The sequence below is a fragment of the Flavobacterium ginsenosidimutans genome (assembly GCF_003254625.1).
Lineage (GTDB): Bacteria > Bacteroidota > Bacteroidia > Flavobacteriales > Flavobacteriaceae > Flavobacterium > Flavobacterium ginsenosidimutans.
Genome location: NZ_QJRJ01000069.1, coordinates 152,636 through 170,792 on the forward strand (window position 1 = coordinate 152,636; position 18,157 = coordinate 170,792).

Below are 18,157 nucleotides of genomic sequence, written 5' to 3' on the forward strand. Positions count from 1 at the left end.
AACCAAATGAAAAACCAAAAATTCATTTTAAAAACCATTTCTGTCATCGGATTTTTTGCAGCAGCGATTTTAATGGCAAGCTGTTCAAAAGATGATCCGGCAACTAAAGATACAGATCCGCCTGTAGTGGTTGATCCGCCTGTGGTTACGCCAACATTTAACGGACCAACTTATGCAGACAATTATACGTCAATTGCTGGTTGGGCAAATAGATCACAATGGAATCTAGCAAACGTACACGATCCATCAGTTGAGAAATCGGGCGAATATTATTATATGTATCAAACCGATGCTTCATACGGAAACGCGCATGATGGCAATGGACATTTTTTCTACAGAAGATCAAAAGATTTAATCAGCTGGGAATTTATGGGACCTTCAATGCTTCAGGCTCCAGCTTGGGTAAAAGATTCTTTAAATAATAAAAGAGCGAGAATGAGTCCAGCACTTCCTCCGATAGAAAATCCAAATTACGGATTTTGGGCGCCATGTGTTCGAAAAGTGGGGAATGTTTTCAGAATGTATTACAGCATTGTAGTAACAAATCCAATTACAGGAACAGATACAAATACTTCTTGGACAGAACGTGCTTTTATTGGTTTGGCTGAAACAACAGATTTAGCTTCTAATAATTGGGTTGACAAAGGAATGGTAGTTTGCTCAGAACCTGACGGCGTAAAAAGTTATGTTAGAAACGGAGGAAACGATTGGGATGCTTATTTTAAATTCAACGCCATCGATCCGAGTTTTATTGAAACTCCCGAAGGTGAACAGTATTTAATTTACGGTTCTTGGCATTCTGGAATTGCAGCTTTAAAACTAAATCCAACGACAGGAAAACCAGATAAATTAAAAACAATTGATGATTACGGAGTTCGAATTGCAGGTCGCGGAAATGTAAATACAAATCGCTGGCAAGCACTTGAAGGACCAGAAATCATCTACAATCCAGATACACAATATTATTATTTGTTTTTGGCTTATGACGAATTATCGGTTGCTTATAACACACGTGTAGCTCGTTCTAAAAACATTCTTGGACCTTACGTTACAAACACAGGAATCAGTATTACGAACGGAGCAGAATGCTATCCTTTGGTAACACATCCATATCAATTTAAAAATCATACAGGATGGGTTGGATTTGCGCATTGTGCTGTTTTTCAAAACCCAGAAACAAAACAATGGTTTTATGCTTCACAGGCGCGTTTGCCAGAAGGAGTTGCTGGAATCAATGTCTCAAATGCAGTCATGATGGGGCATGTTCATGGAATTCAATGGACAGAAGACGGATGGCCAGTAATAGAACCAGAACGCTATGCGGGCGTACCAACAACGACTTTTGCAGAAGGAAATCTGGTTGGAACTTGGGAACAGATTACCTTGAATTACCAATACAAAACCATGCAAAAAGCAGTTACAATTTATCTAACGGCTGACAAAAAAGTAAGCGGGGATATAACGGGAACTTGGTCTTATGATGCCGCAAAAAAAATCGCTACCATAAACGGAGTTAAATGCAATGTAGTTGACGCTTGGGATTGGGAATCGGCAACCAGAAAAGTGACCTTAACCTATACCGGAATCAATAGTGCAGGAATAGGGGTTTGGGGAAAAAAAATAAATTAGAAAAACCCCAATTATTAGAGAATTAAAAATAAAATCTGCGTAATCTGCGAGAGAAAAATAGCCACGAATTCACGAATTAAAATGATTAAAAAATCTGTGAAATCTGCTTGAATAAAAATAACCGCAAATTTCTCGAATTATAATTTGTAAAAATTTGTGAATTCGTGGCAAAAAAATAAAATAACAATGAAAAACCTATTTACAAGCCTGTCCATTTTGTTTTTATCGATTGCCGCAACTGCACAATCGGTAAAATTCAACAATCCTGCCATTACAGATAAATACACAGGAGATCCTGCCGCATTGGTGTACAAAGACAAAGTGTATTTGTATGCTGGTCATGACGAAGCGCCAAATGATTTTCATTTTTATAAGATGAATGAATGGCTAGTGTATTCTTCTTCTGATATGAAAAAATGGGAATCACATCCTGTTCCGCTTAAAGTAACTGATTTTAAATGGGCAAAAAGTGATGCTTGGGCTTCGCAGGTAATAGAAAGAAATGGAAAATTTTATTGGTATGTAACGGTTGAACATGGAACTGTTCACGGAAAATCGATTGGAGTTGCTGTTGCTGATAACCCGCTTGGGCCTTTTAAAGATGCATTAGGAAAAGCCTTAATCACCAATGATATGACCAAATTTAGCGACATAACCTGGGACGATATAGATCCGACGGTTTTTATCGATACTGATGGACAAGCTTATCTTTTTTGGGGGAATACCGCTTGTCATTATGCTAAATTAAAAGAAAATATGACGGAAATAGAAGGTGAAATTCATCACATAAAACTGCCTAACTTTACTGAAGCACCGTGGATTCACAAACACAAAGACTGGTATTATTTGTCATACGCTTATGAGTTTCCTGAAAAAATTGCCTACGCCATGAGTAAATCAATTACAGGACCTTGGGAGTTTAAAGGAATTCTGAATGAAATTGCTGGAAATAGTAACACAAATCACCAATCAATAATTGATTTTAAAGGACAATCGTATTTCATTTATCACAACGGAGCATCAAAACCAGATGGAGGAAGTTTTAGAAGATCAGTCTGTGTCGATAAATTATTTTATAACAAAGACGGGACAATGAAACGAATTGTTATGACATCTGAAGGAATTCAATAGATTTAGTATTCAGTCGCAGTCTCAGTTTTCAGTTAACCAAAAACTTAAATTTTTTATATCACTTATATGGTTTACAAAAACATAAAATATACAATTTCGGCTTTTCTAATGTTCACAGTTTCTGTGGTTATGGCACAGGAAATTGTTGTGCACGATCCTGTTGTTATCAAACAAAAAGATACATACTATTTGTATTGTACAGGCAACGGAATAAGTGTTTTTAGTTCGAAAGATTTAAAAAAATGGAACAAAGAACCACAGGTTTTCGCAGAAAAACCAGTTTGGGCAGATGGTGTTGCAGCAGATTTTAAAAATCATATTTGGGCACCAGATATTTCATTCCACAACAATATCTATTATTTGTATTATTCTGTTTCGGCTTTCGCCAAAAATACGTCGGCGATTGGCGTTGCAACTAATACGACTTTAGATCCAAAAGATAAAAATTACAAATGGGTCGATCAGGGAATTGTCATTCAATCACAACCAAACAGAGATATGTGGAACGCCATTGATCCAAATTTGGTTTTTGATGAAAACAACACGCCTTGGCTTTCTTTCGGTTCTTTTTGGGAAGGATTGAAATTGGTAAAATTAAACCCCGATTTAAAATCAATTGCGCAACCTCAAGAATGGCATACAATCGCAAAACGTAAAAGAACTTTCGAATTGCTAGATTCTGATCCAGGTGATGGTGCACTTGAAGCTCCTTTTATCTTTAAGAAAAATGGATACTATTATCAATTTCTGTCTTGGGATTTATGCTGTCGCGGAGAAAAAAGCACTTACAAAGTGGTTGTTGGAAGATCTAAAAATGTAACAGGACCTTATTTGGATAAAGAAGGAAAACCACTAGATCAAGGCGGAGGAAGTATAGTAGTTCAAGGCGATCAAAACTATTTTGGAGTAGGACATAATAGCGCTTATACTTTCGACGGAAAAGATTATATCTTTTATCACGCTTACGAAAAGAAAACTAATGGAACACCAAGGTTAGTAGTCAAAGAAATACAATGGGATGCTGATTTGTGGCCTGTTTTAAAATAGAATACAAGAATAATGATGAAATACAACTTACCAATTTTAACGATTTTTATGTCACTTCTGGTTTTGGTTTCGTGTAAAGAAACCAAAAATAATGTGGTGCAAAATAAAACGTCAGTTTTAAAAGCAGGTTACGAAATCGAACCCGTAAACATTCAAAATGTAAAATTAACTGATTCTTTTTGGCTTCCAATTATCAAAAGAGTGCAGGAAGTAACCATAGAATATGCAATTAAAAAATGTGATGAAGAAGGTCGTTTTGAGAACTTTTTAATCGCAGGAAAACAAAAAACAGGAACAGTGAGAGGTGAAATGCCTTTTGATGATACGGATGTTTACAAAATTATCGAAGGCGCATCAAATACCTTAATTTCTGCTCCAAATCCAAAACTAGAAAGAGTTTTAGATTCTTTGATTGCGATTGTGAAAATTGGTCAGGAAGAAGATGGTTATTTGACAACATGGAGAACAATAAATCCTGCAAAACCGCCTGCTACTTGGGTTCCAGTTATTGAAGGAAAACGTTGGGAATCATTGCAAATCAGTCACGAATGCTATAACGCTGGTCATTTAATTGAAGCTGCAGTTGTGCATTATGAGGCGACTGGAAAAAGAAATTTCCTTGATATCGCCATCAAAAATGCCGATTTGTTCGTGAAAACTTTTGGCGACGGTCCAGGTCAGGTAAAAGGCGTTCCAGGACATCAAATTATAGAAACGGGTTTGATTAAATTATATCAAATTACTGGAAAAGAAGATTATTTGAAACTTGCCAAATATTTTCTGGACAATCGAGGAAATCCGAACAATCATAAATTGTATGGAGAATACGCTCAAGATCACATGCCAGTTGTAGAGCAAAAAGAAGCAGTCGGGCATGCTGTTCGTGCCGTTTATATGTATGCTGGAATGACCGATATTGTTGCAATGACCAAAGACAAATCATATGAAAATGCCGTAAATAATTTATGGGATAATATGGTTAACAAAAAGATGTACATCACAGGCGGAATCGGATCGAGACATGACGGTGAAGCTTTTGGAGCAAACTACGAATTGCCAAATCTAACTGCTTACAACGAAACATGTGCGGCAATTGGAGATGTATATTGGAATCACAGATTGCATAATTTATATGGAAAATCACAATATTTTGATGTCATCGAAAGAACGATGTACAACGGATTGATTTCGGGTATTTCGCTTGACGGAAAACAATTTTTCTATCCAAATGCCTTGGAAGCAGATGGGATTTACAAATCAAACAGAGGTTCTTGCACGCGTCAGGCTTGGTTTGACTGTTCTTGCTGTCCGACTAATTTAATTCGTTTTATTCCGTCAATTCCAGGATTAATTTATTCGAAAACCAAGAATGATTTGTATGTGAATTTATATGCTTCAAACAATGCTTCTTTCACTTTAGGAAAAACAGATTTACAGATTTCACAACAGACTTCTTATCCTTGGAACGGAAAAGTTGGAATTTCAGTTAATCCTAAAAAAGAGAGCAAATTCACGATTAAACTTCGCGTTCCAGGTTGGGCAAGAAATGAAGTTTTACCAGGAGATTTATATACGTATAAGAAAGCTTCAAGTCAAAAACCAACTATTACTGTAAACGGAGAAACATTAGCGATTCAGCCTGAAAACTGCTATTTTAACGTAACTAGAAATTGGAAAAAAGGAGACAAAATCGCTCTTAATTTTCCAATGGAAGTTCAGGAAGTAGAAACCAATTCAAAAGTAGAAACGAATAAAAATAAAGTCTCTTTAGAATACGGTCCGTTAGTGTATGCGGTTGAAGAAATCGACAATAAAAACAATTTTGATAAGATCGATGTTTCGGCTTCAGACACTTTCAAAGTGAGAAAAGAAACGAACTTATTGCAAGGTGTAAATGTCATCGAAAATTCGAAATTCAAAGCCATTCCTTATTATTCATGGTCAAATCGTGGAGTTGGAAAAATGAAAGTCTGGCTGGATTATAAATTGAATTAAAAATTAAAATTCCGAAGGAACGATTCATATTGTAGATACGTCCCGAGGCTTCGGGATCAATCCATCAGATGTATAGAGAATAAAAAATATAGCCACAGATTAAAAGGATTTAAATAAATCTGCCAATCTGCGAGAGAAAAATTTAAACACATAGAAACATAGATTTTTTTAATCCATAAAAGAGAAAAAAAACAAATCTAGATTTGAACACATAGCTATGTGAATTTAAGAAAAATGAAATGCCTTTTTAGACAAGGAATGCTATGATTCTATGTGTTTAAAAAAAATAAAGACAAAAAACAAAAATAAAAACATGAATACCAATCTTATTACCAAAATTACCCTTTGCGGAGCACTGTTAACAAGCATATACACATCGGCACAAAAAAACAATTTTGAAGTAGATGCGTCCAAAACCATAACCAAAATTCAGCCAACGATGTACGGAGTGTTTTTTGAGGACATCAACTTTGCTGCAGACGGAGGATTGTACGCAGAAATGATTAAAAACAGATCATTCGAATTTCTGTTTCCAATGATGGGATGGAATGAACCAAACAGCGACCGCCATAAACTAAATCAGCAATCTGGAATTGCAAATGTCATTCAGTATTCTCAACAAGGAACCAATCACAATTACTGCCGAGTTACAGTTAACGATGCGAGCGGTTATCAGTTGGTAAATGAAGGTTTCAGAGGAATGGGAATCAAAAAAGATTTGAAATACAATCTGACTTTAAAAGCTTCAAAAATTTCAGGAAATATTTCAAAAATTAAATTCCAATTTATTGATAAAGACAATAAAGTACTGGGAGAAACTTCAGTTGTTCCAACATCAAAAGATTGGTCAAATTATTCTACGCAGTTAACGTCAACCGCGACAGAAGCAAAAGCAAAATTAAAAATCACTTTTGAAGGAAACGGAGTAATTGATCTGGATAATATTTCACTATTTCCAGAGGATACTTGGGCAGGAAGAAAAAACGGACTTCGTAAAGATTTAGTGCAATTATTATACGATTTAAAACCAGGATTTTTGCGTTTCCCAGGAGGCTGTATTGTTGAAGGAAGAACTTTAGCAGAGCGTTACCAATGGAAAAAATCGGTTGGAAAAGTGGAAGACAGAGAAACTGCTGTAAACCGTTGGAACATGGAATTTGCGCACAGACCTGCACCAGATTATTTCCAAAGTTTCGGATTAGGATTCTTTGAATATTTTCAGCTTTCAGAAGATATTGGCGCTTCTCCGCTTCCAATTTTAAGTTGCGGAATGGCGTGTCAATTCAACACAGGAGAATTAGTTCCGATGGATCAAATCGATCCTTATGTACAAGATGCTTTGGATTTAATTGAATTCGCAAATGGCGGAACAGAAACAGCTTGGGGAAAAGTGAGAGCCGATATGGGACATCCAAAACCATTCAACTTAAAATTCATTGGAGTTGGAAATGAGCAATGGGGACCAGATTATATCGAGCGTTTTAAAGTGTTTGAAAAAGCCATCAAAAGCAAATATCCAAACATTACCATTGTTTCAGGAACAGGACCTTTCCCTGACGGAGATTTCTTCGAATATGGAATGAAGGAACTTAAAAAACTAAACGCAGAAATTGTAGACGAACATTATTATAAAAATCCAGAATGGTTTCGTAAAAATGCAACGCGTTACGATAGTTACGATCGTAAAGGACCAAAGATTTTTGCTGGAGAATATGCTGCACAAAGCGTAGCTATTGCAAGTCCAGACAACAAAAACAATTGGGAATGTGCTTTTTCTGAAGCTGCTTTCATGACGGGAATGGAACGAAATGCTGAGGTAGTTCATTTAACTTCTTATGCTCCATTATTGGCTCATGAAGAAGGCTGGCAATGGACACCAGATATGATTTGGTTCAACAATCTGCAGTCATTTGGAACACCAAATTATTATGTACAAAAACTCTTTTCAAACAATAAAGGAACAGACTTAATCAGCATAACAAAAGACGGAAAAGCGGTTACAGGACAAAACGATTTATTTGCTTCTGCGGTAAAAGATGCCAATTCAAAAGAAGTAATTCTGAAAATTGTAAATACATCAGCTTCAGCTCAAAATGTTTCAATTGATTTAAAAGGAGCAAAATTAGATTCAAAAGGAACAGCGGTGACTTTGAAAGGAGATGGATTAAATGATGAAAATTCATTTGCTTCACCAACTAAAATTAGCCCAAAAGAAAGTCAGTTTAAGGTAAGTGGAAGCAAAGTTCAGTACGATTTTCCAGCTTATTCTGTAACGGTTTTAAAGATTAAGATGAAATAATCGCAACATAATAAATGTAATATTGACATTTATTTTTTGTTTTGAGCTTAAATCTTTGTTTTGATGCATTTTTTGTAAAAATTAAGGAACAGAATTTTATTAAGTGTTTTTTATACACTTATGAATTATTTATAATTATATTTGTCAATATTTTAAAATAAATACGAATGAAAAATTATGTAATAGGATTGGACTACGGAACAGATTCTGTTCGCGCGGTGCTAATTGATACAGAAAATGGGCAGGAGCTGGCATCGAATGTTTCTCATTACAAAAGATGGAAAAACAAACAATATTGTGACGCCTCTATAAACCAATTTCGTCAGCATCCTTTGGATCATATCGAAGGATTAGAAATTACGATTCAAAATGTTGTAAAAGAAAGTAAAGTAGATCCTTCTTTAGTAAAAGGAATCTGTATCGACACAACAGGATCTTCTCCAGTTCCAGTTACAAAAGATGGAACGCCATTAGCATTAACAAAAGGTTTTGAAGAAAATCCAAATGCAATGATGGTTTTATGGAAAGATCATACTTCTATTAATGAAGCAAACGAAATCAACGAACTGGCAGTAAGCTGGGGCGGAGAAGACGTTACAAAATACGTTGGAGGAATTTATTCTTCTGAGTGGTTTTGGGCAAAAATCCTTCACATTGCAAGACAAGATGAGGCGGTTAGAAATGCAGCACACACTTGGATGGAGCATTGTGATTTAATGACGTATTTATTAATTGAAGATAAAGATTTAAAAACCTTCAAAAGAAGCCGTTGTGCAGCAGGTCATAAAGCAATGTGGCACGCAGACTGGAGTGGATTACCGCCAGTTGAATTCTTAGAAAAATTACATCCATATTTAGCGACTTTACGCGGGAATTTATATGATGAAACATATACTTCAGATTTAGTTGCTGGAAAACTAAGCCAGGAATGGGCAGACCGTTTAGGACTTTCTACAGAAACAGTTGTGGCTGTTGGAACTTTTGATGCACATTCTGGAGCTGTTGGAGCTAAAATCGAAGAGAATACTTTAGTTCGCGTTATGGGAACTTCAACTTGTGATATTCTGGTTGGTTCTTATGATGAGGTTGGAACAAAAACAGTTAGAGGAATCTGCGGACAAGTTGATGGATCTGTTATTCCAGGATTTATTGGTTTAGAAGCAGGACAATCGGCTTTTGGAGATTTATTGGCTTGGTACAAAGAATTGCTAATGTGGCCGACAGAACATTTATTAAGTGAATCATCTCTTTTAAATGATTCTCAAAAAGAACAATTAAGAGAAGAATTCAGCGATAAATTAATTGTGGAATTGACGAAAGAAGCGGAGAAAATCCCTGTTTCAGAAAGTCTTCCAATTGCTTTAGATTGGATTAACGGACGTAGAACTCCAGATGCCAATCAGGAAGTTAAAAGCGCGATTTCAAATTTATCTTTAGGAACAAAAGCACCTCATATTTTTAAAGCTTTAGTAAACGCAATCTGTTTTGGAGCGAAGAAAATTGTAGACCGTTTTGAAGAAGAAGGAGTAAAAATCGACAGCGTAATCGGAATAGGTGGTGTTGCTCGTAAATCTCCTTTCATCATGCAGACTTTGGCTAATGTTTTAAACAAGCCAATTAAAGTTGCAGCTTCAGACCAAACTCCTGCTTTAGGAGCGGCAATTTACGCAGCCGTTGCAGCTGGAATTTATCCAAACGTAATCGAAGCAAGCCAAAAAATCGGAAGTGATTTTGACGGAGAATATTTCCCTCAAACAGATAAAGTTGAAGCGTATCATAAACTGCTTTTAGGATACGAAAAATTAAGCGCTTTTGCAGATTCAACTATTAAAATTTCTCAAAATGAGTTCTCTTTATAAAGATTTAAAACAAGAGTGTTACGAAGCCAATATGCAGTTAAATGCATTGAATTTGGTGGTTTATACTTTCGGAAATGTAAGCGCTGTGGACAGAAAAAATGGTGTTTTTGCCATTAAACCAAGTGGTGTTCCTTACGAAGATTTAAAACCTGAAGATATTGTTATTGTCGATTTTGATAATAATGTTATCGAAGGAACAATGCGTCCGTCTTCAGATACTAAAACACACGCATATTTATACAAACACTGGCCAAATATTGGAGGCGTTGCACATACGCATGCAACCTATTCTGTGGCTTGGGCACAATCGCAGCAAGATATTCCAATTTTCGGAACCACGCATGCCGATCATTTAACAGCTGATATTCCGTGTGCGCCCCCGATGGCAGATCATTTAATTGAAGGAAACTACGAACACAATACCGGAATTCAGATTTTGGATTGCTTCAAAGAAAAGAATCTTTCTTACGAAGAAGTAGAAATGATTTTAATTGGAAATCACGGTCCGTTTGCGTGGGGAAAAAATGCAGCAAAAGCGGTTTATAACAGTAAAGTTCTAGAAGTTGTGGCAGAAATGGCATATCTGACTTTACAAATAAATCCAAACGCACCAAGATTAAAAGATTCATTAATAAAGAAACATTACAACCGTAAACACGGAAAAGATTCGTATTACGGACAATAATAATTTTGTTTCAGGTTTCAGGTTTTATTTGTTTCAAGTTGTTGGAACGTAACTTGAAACCTGAAATAAACAAAACAAAAATAATAACATAACAATAAGATTTTCCGCATTTCAGAACCTGAAACTTGAAACAAAGGAAACTTGAAACAAAATAAAAAACATGATAGATATATCTCAAAAAGAAGTATGGTTTGTAGTAGGAAGCCAAGAATTATACGGTGAAGAAACACTTAGAAAAGTAGCAGAACATTCTCAGATTATTGCAAAAGGATTAGATGCTTCATCTTCAATCCCGGTAAAAGTGGTTTATAAAGATGTGGTAAAATCTCCATCGCAGATTTTAGATGTTTGTTTGGCTGCGAATTCGGCTAAAAACTGTATTGGAATTATCGCTTGGATGCATACTTTCTCTCCAGCAAAAATGTGGATTGGAGGATTAAATATCCTTAAAAAACCATTATGCCACTTGCATACACAATACAACGCTGAAATTCCGTGGGGAAGCATTGACATGGATTTTATGAATTTAAACCAATCGGCTCACGGAGATCGTGAATTCGGTTTCATCATGTCTAGATTACGTAAAAAACGTAAAGTAGTTGTAGGTCACTGGGAAGATCAAAGAGTTCAAAAACAATTAGGAATCTGGTCAAGAGTAGTTCTTGGATGGGATGAACTTCAAAACCTAAAAGTAGCTCGTATTGGTGATAATATGCGTGAAGTTGCCGTAACAGAAGGTGATAAAGTTGAAGCTCAAATTCGTTTTGGAATGTCTGTAAACGGATACGATTCTTCAGATGTTACCAAACATATTGAGAAAGTAACAGACAAACAATTAGCTGATTTATTAGCAGTTTATGAGTCTTCTTATAACTTAACGGATTCTTTAAAAGAAGGAGGATCACAAAGAAGTTCTTTGGTTGAAGCAGCAAAAATCGAATTAGGATTAAGAGCTTTCCTTGAAGAAGGAGGATTCGGTGCTTTTACAGATACATTTGAAAACCTTGGAGTTTGGAAACAATTGCCAGGAATTGCAACACAAAGATTAATGGCCGATGGTTATGGTTTTGGTGGAGAAGGAGACTGGAAAACAGCTGCAATGGTTAGAGCTTTAAAAGTAATGTGTGTTGGTTTAGAAGGAGGAACTTCTTTCATGGAAGATTACACTTACCATTTCACACCACAAAAATCATATGTTTTAGGATCTCACATGTTAGAGATTTGTCCATCAATCGCTGACGGAAAACCTTCTTGCGAAGTGCATCCATTAGGAATTGGAGGAAAAGAAGATCCAGCTCGTTTGGTATTCAACTCGCCTGCAGGTGACGCAATTAATGTTTCTTTGGTTGATATGGGAACGCGTTTCCGTTTAATTGTAAACGAAGTGGAAGCAGTAAAACCAATGGCAGAATTACCAAAATTACCAGTTGCACGTGTTCTTTGGGATTGTAAACCAAACCTTGAAGTTGCAGCAACGGCTTGGATTTTGGCTGGTGGAGCACACCACACGGTTTATAGCCAATCAATTACAACAGAATATATGGAGGATTTTGCAGACATCGCAGGAATCGAATTATTGGTAATTGATGAAAAAACGACTGTCAGAGAGTTTAAAGATAAAATCAATGCTAACGAAGCATACTTTCATTTGTTTCAACACGGATTGTAATCTGAGATTCTAAGTTGCTAAGGTTCTAAGTTTTTTATTACTTTTAGCTTTTAACATCTAACATTTTACTTTTTACAAATCAAAAAAATATCATTTATGAATGTATTAAAACGTTGTGTTTTTGGTCTAAGCCTTTTAAGTTTTGCTGCGGTTTCAGTTCAATGTAAAAGCGATAAAAAAGCTGATACAGAAAAAGTGGCAACTGATGAAAAAGCATTAGTTACAATTGACAAATCGGAATATGGAACTACTGCTAAAGGTGAAAAAGTAGAGAGCTATAAATTGAAAAACCAAAATGGGATGGAAGTGGACATCATCACTTTTGGAGGAAGAATTACAGATTTGAAAGTGCCTAATAAAGCAGGAGTTTCAGAAAATGTAGTAATCGGATTCAGTTCTTTAGCGCAATACGAAAAAGAAAATCCATTTTTTGGAGCTTTAATCGGAAGATACGGAAACCGAATTGCAAAAGGTAAATTTTCATTAGATGGAAAAGATTATCAATTAGCGATTAACAATGCACCAAATGCTCTACACGGAGGTCCGCAAGGATTTTTTAACGTAGTTTGGAAAGCAGATGAGGTTAAATCTGGTGAAACAGCTTCATTAAAATTGTCTTACTTAAGTAAAGATATGGAAGAAGGTTACCCAGGAAACTTAAAAGTTGCAGTAACTTATACATTGACAAATGACAATCAGTTGGAAGTTTTGTACGAAGCGACAACAGACAAAAAAACGGTTGTTAACTTGACGCAGCATTCATACTTCAATTTATCTGGAGATTTTACAAAAACAATCTTAGATCACGAATTGACTTTAAATGCAGATAAATTAGTTCCAGTTGATGCAGATTTAATTCCAACAGGAAAATTAGAAGATGTTGCTGGTACGCCTTTCGATTTCAGAACTCCAAAATTAATTGGAAAAGATATCAATGCTAAAAATGATCAGTTAGAAAAAGGAAAAGGTTACGACCACTGCTGGGTGTTGAACAACTCTGAAAAAGGAAAAACAATTATTGCAAAAGTATACCACGCAGCTAGCGGAAGAGTTATGGAAATGACAACAGACGAACCTGGAATTCAGTTCTATTCTGGAAACTTCCTTGACGGAACTTTACCAATGCCAAACGGAGGAACTTTTGCACACAGAACAGGATTGTGTCTAGAAACAGAACATTATCCAGATTCTCCAAACCAGAAAAATTTCCCAACAACGGTTTTAAACCCTGGAGAAAATTATAAAACTAAAACTACTTTTAAATTCTCGGTAAAAAAATAGTTTTAGAATCTGTTAATTAGTTTAGTAATTCTCTAAAAACCTCGGAAGTTAAATGCTTTCGAGGTTTTTTTATTTTTAGAAAGAATGATAATTTATTTCGCTACTGTTAAAAGATTAATTTAGCGAGCTTAATTCATCTTAGGAAACTGAAAAATTGTAATATGAAAAGAAAAGTTATTTATATTTTATTCTCCATTTTATTTCTACAAAGTTGTCAAAATAAAGAAAAAAGCCAACAGAAAAGCAATTCTATTGATAAGGTAGATTCAGGCAAAAAGACAGATTTATCAAATGATAGCAATGAACAAATAAAATTAGTTAAAAACTTTATGAAATGGTATATTAAAAACATGGATATGCTGGGAAAATTTGATGTCATTGGCGGAGGACCTATGGATGTAAAAGAGAATGAAGAGGCAGAAAATTATTATGTAGATTTTAAAGAAGCTGAAAAATATATTTCGGAATTGAAAAAAAGTGGTTTTTTAACTGATAACATTCTTAAAAATGAAGAAACATCATTTTTAGAAGCAGACAAATATTACAAAGAAAATCCAGAAAATGATGGTCCGCCTTATGGTTTTGATTATGATCATTTTTTTCTTACTCAAGAAGCATTTGAAGAAGATTTACTAAATATTGATAAAATTAAATATGCTATAAATCAAAAAGACGATTTTAATTCAGAGGTGACGTTTGTTCTACCTATATCTGGAAAGTATAAGTATTCTTTAAAAAAGATAAATGAGAAATGGTTTATTGATAAAATAGAATCTGTTAATTAGTTTAGTAAAACCTCGGAAATTAAATGCTTTCGAGGTTTTTTTTATTGGTAAAAATTGAAACAATTATGATTAATAAGTATTTTGTAAGGTTATTCAATTCTTTCTTACATTTGAGAAATAACTATCCTAAAAAACTTTACTTATGAAGAAACCAATTAAATTATTAATGCTGGTATTAGCCTATTCTGTATGTGTAGTAGCAAGTGCTCAGGTTCAGATGAATTTTAAATTTGATACTCCTTATGGTAAAAATACCGCTATTGGAAAGTTTGCTGAAATCAATGGAGCTAAAATTTATTATGAAGAATACGGAAAAGGAGAGCCTTTATTATTGATACATGGAAACGGAGGAAGTATTGAATCAATGGGAAATCAAATTGATTATTTTAAAAGTAAATACAGAGTTATTGCTGCCGATAGTAGAGGACAAGGCAAATCGGAGTTGAAAACTGATTCTCTTACCTATGTTCAAATCACAAAAGATATGGAAGGATTAGTTAATCACTTAAAACTGGATTCGATAAGTGTTATTGGGTGGAGTGACGGAGGAATTGTTGGGTTGCAAATGGGGATTTCAGGTAAGTCAAAAATAAAGAAAATTGTAGCGATGGGCGCCAATTTACGACCTGATTCTACAGCTATTTATTCGTGGGCAACAAAAGATGTTCAGAACTTGAAAAAAATGATTGTTTCAAAAATTAAAGAAAAAGATACTAGCGAGAATTGGAATCTAATGAAACAACTTTGTGGACTTTTGGTAGATCAGCCTAGTATTGCAACAAAAGATTTATCAAAAATTAAAGCAAAAGTGCTTGTAATAGCTGGAGATAGAGATGTAATCAGAAATGCACACACAGTTGAAATTTTCGAAAATATACCTGAAGCACAGTTGTGCATTATGCCTGGAGAGACGCATTTTGCGCCAGCTTCAAGTCCGGAATTGTTTAATGCATTAGCAAATAAATTTTTATCAGAACCTTTCAAAAGACCAGATTCAGATTGGACTAAATGGGGTAAATAAAATTGAATCGATAGAATTGTATTATTTTAGCCATGAATTTCAACTTCATTTAATTCGTGGCTAAAACAACAAAAAAATGACTTTCAAACACATATTCAAAGCAGAAGCAAATTGGACTTCCAAACAAAACCTAGCAGATTCTTCTAAAAGATTCTATAGCAAAAGCCATCAGGTTAAAATTGAAGGAAAACCGATTTTAAATGTTTCAGCAGCAAAAGCATTCAAAGGCGATCCGTCATTATATAATCCCGAAGATTTATTGCTAAGCAGTTTAGTTTCCTGCCACATGATGTCGTATTTATATGTCTGCTCTCAAAACGGAATAGAAGTTTTGGAATATTCAGACAACGCAGAAGCAACATTAGAAGTAAATCCAGATGGAAGCGGACGTTTTACAGAAGTTCGATTAAATCCAAAAGTTACAATTGTAAACTCTGATAAAGTAGAATTAGCTTTAGAACTGCATCAAAAAGCAAATCAGTTGTGTTTTATTGCTAATTCCTGCAATTTTCCTGTTTTGCATGAGGCAAGTTGCGAAGTGATATAAAAAGAAAAAACCTCTTCCGTTAAGAAGAGGTTTTTCGTACCCGGAGCCGGAGTCGAACCGGCACGGTTTCCCACAGGTGTTTGAGACCAGCGCGTCTACCAATTCCGCCATCCGGGCGTAGCAGACGAAAAAATAAATGATAAATCAGTTATTTTAACGCAATAGAATGAAGTCATAAATGATGTCATTCCTTTAACACGGTGCAAATGTAAAAAATAAAATTAAAAATTCTAATAAAAATACTTAAATATTTGCTTTCAGTGTTCAATAAATTTTATAAATTTGCAGCTCGTTAAAACGAAGCACACACAACTAACTACATCCGAGACATTTATACGCTTTCTGCTTTATTCAAAAGATAATGCAAGATTTTTTAAAAGTAACGGAATAAAACAACAAATTACAATGTCGCACCTAGAACCAGAAGCTAAAATTTTTGCTTGTTCACAAAGTGTTTATCTTGCAGAAAAAATTGCAAAAGACTACGGGATTCCGTTAGGAAAAGTAACGATGTCAACGTATAGTGATGGTGAATTTCAGCCATCTTACGAAGAATCAATAAGAGGATTACGAGTATTTATCGTATGTTCAACTTTTCCAAGTGCAGATAATCTGATGGAATTGTTGTTAATGATTGATGCAGCAAAACGTGCATCGGCAAGACATATTACAGCTGTTATGCCTTATTTTGGTTGGGCAAGACAAGATAGAAAAGACAAACCAAGAGTTCCAATTGGAGCTAAGTTAGTAGCAAACCTATTAACTGCTGCAGGAGCAACAAGAATCATGACTATGGATTTGCACGCAGACCAAATTCAAGGATTCTTTGAAAAACCAGTAGATCATTTATTTGCATCTACGATCTTCTTACCATACGTAGAAAGTTTAAATTTAGAAAATCTGACAATTGCATCTCCAGATATGGGAGGTTCAAAAAGAGCATACGCTTACTCTAAGTTTTTAGAATCAGATGTAGTAATCTGTTACAAACAAAGAAAAGCAGCCAACGTTATCGACACTATGGAACTAATTGGTGAAGTAAAAGGACGTAACGTAATCTTAGTAGACGATATGATCGATACAGGAGGAACTTTAGCGAAAGCGGCAGACCTAATGATCGAAAAAGGAGCGCTAAGTGTAAGAGCAATTTGTACACACGCTATTTTATCTGGCGGTGCGTATGAGAAAATTGAAAACTCAAAACTAACAGAATTAATCGTAACAGATTCAATTCCGTTAAAGAGAGAATCAAAAAAGATAAAAGTGGTAAGCTGTGCACCTTTATTTGCAGAGGTTATGCAGATGGTTCACCACAACAATTCCATCAGTGGAAAATTTATAATGTAAAAGCAGTAAGCTGTAGGCATTAGGCCGTAAGCTTATTTACTTTGCATAAAAAGCCTAAAGCCTATGGCCTAAAGCTTACAGCAAAATAGAATATTTATTATTAATAACTATATTTTTTTTACAATGAAATCGATTACAATTAAAGGATCAGAAAGAGAAAGCGTGGGCAAAGTGTCAACTAAAGCCTTACGTAATGCTGGAGCGGTTCCTTGCGTGTTATACGGAGGAAATCAAGCAGTACACTTCTCAGCAGACGCTGCAGCGTTCAAAAACTTGGTTTACACTCCAAATGCACACACAGTTGTGATTGAGCTTGGAAAAGGAAAATCATTCAATGCAATTTTGCAAGATATCCAAGTTCACCCAGTAACTGACAAAATTTTACACATTGACTTCTTCCAATTATTTGATGATAAAGAAATCACAATGGAAGTTCCTGTGAAAATCGTTGGTACATCTAAAGGTGTTCTTGCGGGAGGTGTTTTACGTTTAAACCAACGTAAATTAAAAGTTAAAGCTTTACCAGCAAATCTTCCTGATTTCGTTGAAGCTGATATCACTCCACTTGAAATGGGTAACAAATTATATGTTACTAAAGTTGGAAAACCAGAGTACAAAATTATGCACCCAGACAACACAGTTGTTTGTCAAGTGAGAATCTCTCGTGCTGCTATGAAAGCTGCTCAAGAGGCTGCAAAAGCTGCAAAAGCTCCTGCAAAAGGAAAGAAAAAATAATTTTTTTCACTCAATACAAAAAGCCTCAATCTTACGATTGGGGCTTTTTTTTTGCTTGTAATGTCTTGTCCTGAAATAGCGATACACAAAAAGTATCATTATGGAAAAAGATCAAGAATTGCGCTAT

The 18,157-nt window shown here is 35.1% G+C and carries 14 protein-coding genes and 1 tRNA gene; 14 read left to right on the plus strand and 1 reads right to left on the minus strand.

Annotated features, from left to right (window positions below; translation table 11 throughout):
* The first annotated feature begins 6 nt into the window (after nt 1-6).
* The 12 genes from DM444_RS04725 to DM444_RS04780 all read left to right on the plus strand — a co-directional run bounded on the left by DM444_RS04725 (nt 7) and on the right by DM444_RS04780 (nt 15,948).
* A complete protein-coding gene (locus tag DM444_RS04725; protein WP_111284496.1) occupies nt 7-1,629 on the plus strand; it encodes an arabinan endo-1,5-alpha-L-arabinosidase in 1,623 nt (540 codons plus the stop codon).
* A gap of 186 nt (nt 1,630-1,815) precedes the next feature.
* Nucleotides 1,816-2,760 carry a glycoside hydrolase family 43 protein gene (locus tag DM444_RS04730; RefSeq protein WP_111284498.1) on the plus strand — a complete coding sequence of 315 codons (945 nt, stop codon included), beginning with the start codon at nt 1,816-1,818 and terminating at the stop codon, nt 2,758-2,760.
* Between the two features lie 66 nt (nt 2,761-2,826).
* Nucleotides 2,827-3,807: an arabinan endo-1,5-alpha-L-arabinosidase gene (locus tag DM444_RS04735; RefSeq protein ID WP_239455583.1), complete on the plus strand. Its 981-nt coding sequence runs from the start codon at nt 2,827-2,829 to the stop codon at nt 3,805-3,807.
* Between the two features lie 12 nt (nt 3,808-3,819).
* Nucleotides 3,820-5,802, plus strand: coding sequence for a glycoside hydrolase family 127 protein (locus DM444_RS04740; RefSeq protein WP_239455584.1), 1,983 nt, complete (start codon nt 3,820-3,822; stop codon nt 5,800-5,802).
* 313 nt (nt 5,803-6,115) lie between these two features.
* The gene (locus tag DM444_RS04745; RefSeq protein ID WP_111284532.1) at nt 6,116-8,101 is read left to right on the plus strand and encodes an alpha-L-arabinofuranosidase C-terminal domain-containing protein; all 1,986 of its coding nucleotides are present in this window, start codon (nt 6,116-6,118) and stop codon (nt 8,099-8,101) included.
* A 167-nt stretch (nt 8,102-8,268) separates the two neighbouring features.
* Nucleotides 8,269-9,960 (plus strand): ribulokinase, encoded by a 1,692-nt coding sequence (locus DM444_RS04750; RefSeq protein WP_111284500.1) that lies wholly within the window; start codon nt 8,269-8,271, stop codon nt 9,958-9,960.
* On the plus strand, nt 9,944-10,645 hold the full coding sequence (locus tag DM444_RS04755; protein ID WP_111284502.1) for an L-ribulose-5-phosphate 4-epimerase: 702 nt from the start codon (nt 9,944-9,946) through the stop codon (nt 10,643-10,645). Before DM444_RS04750 ends, DM444_RS04755 begins: the two co-directional genes overlap by 17 nt.
* Before the next feature lie 160 nt (nt 10,646-10,805).
* The gene (gene araA / locus DM444_RS04760) at nt 10,806-12,314 is read left to right on the plus strand and encodes an L-arabinose isomerase (protein WP_111284504.1); all 1,509 of its coding nucleotides are present in this window, start codon (nt 10,806-10,808) and stop codon (nt 12,312-12,314) included.
* Between the two features lie 96 nt (nt 12,315-12,410).
* Nucleotides 12,411-13,595 carry an aldose epimerase family protein gene (locus DM444_RS04765; protein ID WP_111284506.1) on the plus strand — a complete coding sequence of 395 codons (1,185 nt, stop codon included), beginning with the start codon at nt 12,411-12,413 and terminating at the stop codon, nt 13,593-13,595.
* A 161-nt stretch (nt 13,596-13,756) separates the two neighbouring features.
* Nucleotides 13,757-14,380 (plus strand): hypothetical protein, encoded by a 624-nt coding sequence (locus tag DM444_RS04770; protein ID WP_111284508.1) that lies wholly within the window; start codon nt 13,757-13,759, stop codon nt 14,378-14,380.
* Between the two features lie 142 nt (nt 14,381-14,522).
* Nucleotides 14,523-15,401 (plus strand): alpha/beta fold hydrolase, encoded by an 879-nt coding sequence (locus tag DM444_RS04775; RefSeq protein WP_111284510.1) that lies wholly within the window; start codon nt 14,523-14,525, stop codon nt 15,399-15,401.
* A 76-nt stretch (nt 15,402-15,477) separates the two neighbouring features.
* Nucleotides 15,478-15,948, plus strand: a complete 471-nt coding sequence (locus tag DM444_RS04780; protein ID WP_111284512.1) for an OsmC family protein — start codon at nt 15,478-15,480, stop codon at nt 15,946-15,948.
* Nucleotides 15,949-15,985: 37 nt separating this feature from the next.
* Here the strand turns inward: DM444_RS04780 and DM444_RS04785 are convergent.
* Nucleotides 15,986-16,065, minus strand: a tRNA-Leu gene (locus DM444_RS04785).
* 288 nt (nt 16,066-16,353) lie between these two features.
* Between DM444_RS04785 and DM444_RS04790 the strand changes: the two genes are divergently transcribed.
* Nucleotides 16,354-17,295 carry a ribose-phosphate pyrophosphokinase gene (locus tag DM444_RS04790; RefSeq protein WP_008465976.1) on the plus strand — a complete coding sequence of 314 codons (942 nt, stop codon included), beginning with the start codon at nt 16,354-16,356 and terminating at the stop codon, nt 17,293-17,295.
* 123 nt (nt 17,296-17,418) lie between these two features.
* On the plus strand, nt 17,419-18,030 hold the full coding sequence (locus DM444_RS04795) for a 50S ribosomal protein L25/general stress protein Ctc (RefSeq protein WP_026727205.1): 612 nt from the start codon (nt 17,419-17,421) through the stop codon (nt 18,028-18,030).
* The last annotated feature ends 127 nt before the right edge of the window (nt 18,031-18,157 follow it).